This window comes from Betaproteobacteria bacterium (assembly GCA_016791345.1).
GTDB lineage: Bacteria > Pseudomonadota > Gammaproteobacteria > Burkholderiales > JAEUMW01 > JAEUMW01.
In genome coordinates this window covers 1-3327 of sequence record JAEUMW010000351.1, presented here as the reverse complement: position 1 = coordinate 3327, position 3327 = coordinate 1, and the positions used below count along the sequence as shown (strand labels likewise).

The window sequence follows — 3327 nt, the reverse complement described above, 5'->3', positions numbered from 1 at the left end:
GGGATTCGTGAGCGTCGCGACCATGCCGCCAGCCGATCCCGACGCTGGCGGCAAGCCTGCTTGGCCGACTACGAAGCGTCCCCGGTCGCGGAGAGCAACTGCTCGACGTACCGGGCGATCAGGTCAACCTCGAGATTGACGCGTGCGCCGGGTGCCAGGTCCTTCAGATTCGTCACCGCCAGCGTATGCGGGATGAGATTCACGCCGAAGGTCGCAGCGGACGCCTCGTTCACGGTGAGGCTCACGCCGTTGATGGTGACCGAACCCTTGCGTGCGATGAAGCGCGCGAGAGACACCGGCACCGCAACGGTGAGGCGCCGGCTGTCACCTTCGGCGACAAATTCCGCCACCGTTCCCACGCCATCGACATGTCCGGTCACGAGATGCCCGCCCAGCCGATCCGACAGTCGCAGCGCCTTCTCCAGATTGACCTCCGTGCCTTGCTGCAGGCCCGCCGTGCAATCCAGTGTTTCCTGCGATACATCCATGGCGAACGATCCCTTCGCAAGATCGACCACGGTCAGGCAGCAGCCATTCACCGCGATGCTGTCGCCGACCGCGACGTCCGCGAGATCGAGCGCGCGCGCTTCGATCGTGACGCGAAACCCATTTGCGGCGGGAACGATGCGACTCACGTGACCCACGGCTTCGACGATCCCGGTGAACACTAGCGGTGCCTTCCTGCGAGAAACGAGAGCGGCCATTCTATGCGCCGCCGCAGGTGACGAGAACCCCATGCGTTGACGAGGGGCTCGGCGATTTCGTCGCGCGGATCCCTGCCGTGATGCGCCTCGAAGCGCTTGGTCGCCGACCAGGTGCCGAGGTACGCCAGCAACTCGTCCGCGGTCCATTCCGCACGCATCCCAAAGGCGGGCAACGAGACGGGCGTGAAGGGAAACGACAGCGTGCGGTAACCCGACTCGATGTGGTGCCGCTCGGGGGGCCAGAACGGGCCGACCAGCCGTCTGTAGAAATCATTCACCAGCGCGTCGATGTCGGCTGCGACCGTGCAGTGCCCGTAACACCAGGCAACGATGAGCCCGTCCGGTTTCAGCACACGCCGCGCCTCCGCATGGAAACGGTCGAGGTCGAACCAGTGCAGCGCCTGGCCAACGGTAACGAGATCGACGCTCCCGGCAGCGAGTGACGTGGCCTCGGCCGGCTCCACACGATAGTCCACACCTTCGTGCGGAAAGGCGTGCGCGATCTGCTCGGCGCTCGCATCGGTGGCGATCACCCGGTCGAAATGCGGCGCGAGGTCGACCGCCACCTGCCCATTGCCTGTCGCGCAGTCCCATGCCAACCGTCGTGACGGCACGAGCGCAGCGAGGCACGCGAAGAGTTCTGCCGGATAGCCGGGGCGCGCTCGCGCGTACTCCGCAGCATGTGACGAGAAGTGATCCCTGAACCGGGCACCGCTCATGAGGCGAAGCGACCAATGATGCGGATATCATGGCCGACCTGCCGCAGGTCGCGCACGGTGAGCGCGCGCCGCTCGCCGAGGTCGTCGAGCGCCGGCAGATCGAACAGGCCGCGGGCAGCATCGCCGAGCACACAGGGCGCTAGATAGAGGAGGAGCTCGTCGACGACGCCCGCGGCGAGGAGCGAACCATTCAGCTTGAAGCCGGCTTCGATGTGTACTTCGTTCAGTTCGCGCCGTGCCAGTTCGCGCACCATGGCCTCCAGGTCGACCTTGCCGGCACTGTTCGCCAGCACCACCACCTCGGCCCCGTGTTGCTCCAGCGCGGCAATGCGCGCAGGGTCATCATGCCCGGCGAAGATGAGCACGCCACCACCTTCCAGCACCCTGGCATCGAGCGGCGTCTCGAGCCGACTGTCCACCACAACCTTGAGCGGCTGACGCGACGTGTCGACGTCGCGCACGGTGAGGCGCGGGTCGTCGTCACGCACCGTCCCGAAGCCGGTGAGCACCGCGCACGCCCGCGCGCGGAAGCGGTGCCCGTCGCGCCGCGCGTCCGCCCCGGTGATCCACTGGCTCCTGCCGTTCAAGAGCGCGCTCTTGCCGTCCAGACTGGCGGCGATCTTCATGCGCAGCCAGGGACGCCCGCGCGTCATGCGCGAGACGAAGCCGACGTTGAGCTCGCGCGCCTCGGCTTGGAGCACACCGACTTCGGTCTCGATTCCCGCTCTGCGAAGCCGTGCGAGACCGCGGCCCGCCACGCGCGGGTTCGGGTCCTGCGTCGCGGCCACGACACGCGCAACGCCCGCCGCGATCAGGGCATCTGCGCATGGCGGCGTGCGCCCGTGATGGCTGCACGGTTCGAGGGTCACGTAGACGGTGGCGCCGCGCGCACGCTCGCCGGCCGCTTGCACTGCGTGGATCTCGGCGTGCGGCTCCCCTGCCCGTTCATGCCAGCCTTCGCCGACGACACTGCCGTCGCGCACGATGACGCAGCCGACGCGCGGGTTGGGACTCGTGGTGTAGAGACCGCGCTCCGCGAGCCGCAGCGCACGGCCCATGAAGGCGTAATCCTCTGCCCTCATCGTGTACGGCGGCGCGCGGGCTTCTGCCGTACCGGCTTCTGCACCTCGTCGATCGCCTCGCGGAAGTCCTCGACATCCTGGAAGCTGCGATAGACCGAGGCGAAACGGATGTAGGCGACCTTGTCGAGCTTGTAGAGCTCGCGCATCACCATCTCGCCGACGCGCCGCGCCGGCACCTCGCGCTCACCCAGCGACAGGAGCTTCTGCTTGATGCGCTCGATCGCCTCGTCGACGTGCTCCGCCGACACGGGCCGCTTGTGCAGGGCGCGCACGAAGCCGGTGCGGATCTTCTGCTCGTCGAATGCCTGCCGCATGCCGTTCTCCTTCACGATCTGCGGCATGTGCAGTTCCACCGTCTCGTAGGTGGTGAAGCGCTTGTCGCACGACAGACAACGGCGACGGCGGCGGACGCTGGCTCCGTCCTCCGGCACCCGGGAGTCGACGACCTGAGTCTCCGGGTGTCCGCAGAACGGGCATTTCATCGAGCGTCAGGCCGCAGCGCTGCTGAGCGAACGACGGAGCGAGCCGGCGGCGTACACCGGAAACCTGCTGCAGAGGGCCTGGACCTCGGCGGCCACGCGCTTGAGGTTGGCCTCGTCCGCCGGCGCTTCCAGCACGTCGGCGATCAGGTGCGCCAAGGCCTCCGCCTCCAGTTCGCGGAAGCCGCGCGTGGTCATCGCGGGACTGCCCACCCGGATCCCCGAGGTCACGAACGGCTTCTGCGGATCGTTCGGAATCGCGTTCTTGTTCACCGTGATGTGGGCACGGCCCAGCGCCGCCTCTGCCTCCTTGCCGGTAATCTGCTTCGCCCGCAGATCGACC

The 3327-nt window shown here is 67.6% G+C and carries 5 protein-coding genes; all 5 read right to left on the bottom strand.

Annotated elements, in window-relative coordinates; all coding sequences use genetic code 11:
- Positions 1-68 precede the first annotated feature (68 nt).
- Complete coding sequence (locus JNK68_13780; protein ID MBL8541414.1) at positions 69-668, bottom strand: riboflavin synthase; 600 nt, start codon at positions 666-668, stop codon at positions 69-71.
- Positions 668-1423 carry a class I SAM-dependent methyltransferase gene (locus JNK68_13775; GenBank protein MBL8541413.1) on the bottom strand — a complete coding sequence of 252 codons (756 nt, stop codon included), beginning with the start codon at positions 1421-1423 and terminating at the stop codon, positions 668-670. Before JNK68_13775 ends, JNK68_13780 begins: the two co-directional genes overlap by 1 nt.
- Positions 1420-2505: a bifunctional diaminohydroxyphosphoribosylaminopyrimidine deaminase/5-amino-6-(5-phosphoribosylamino)uracil reductase RibD gene (gene ribD, locus JNK68_13770; GenBank protein MBL8541412.1), complete on the bottom strand. Its 1086-nt coding sequence runs from the start codon at positions 2503-2505 to the stop codon at positions 1420-1422. Before ribD ends, JNK68_13775 begins: the two co-directional genes overlap by 4 nt.
- Positions 2502-2987 carry a transcriptional repressor NrdR gene (gene nrdR, locus JNK68_13765; protein MBL8541411.1) on the bottom strand — a complete coding sequence of 162 codons (486 nt, stop codon included), beginning with the start codon at positions 2985-2987 and terminating at the stop codon, positions 2502-2504. The genes ribD and nrdR overlap by 4 nt, the downstream gene beginning before the upstream one ends.
- A 6-nt stretch (positions 2988-2993) precedes the next feature.
- Positions 2994-3327: hypothetical protein (locus JNK68_13760; protein MBL8541410.1), on the bottom strand; the 334-nt coding region annotated here is incomplete at its 5' end.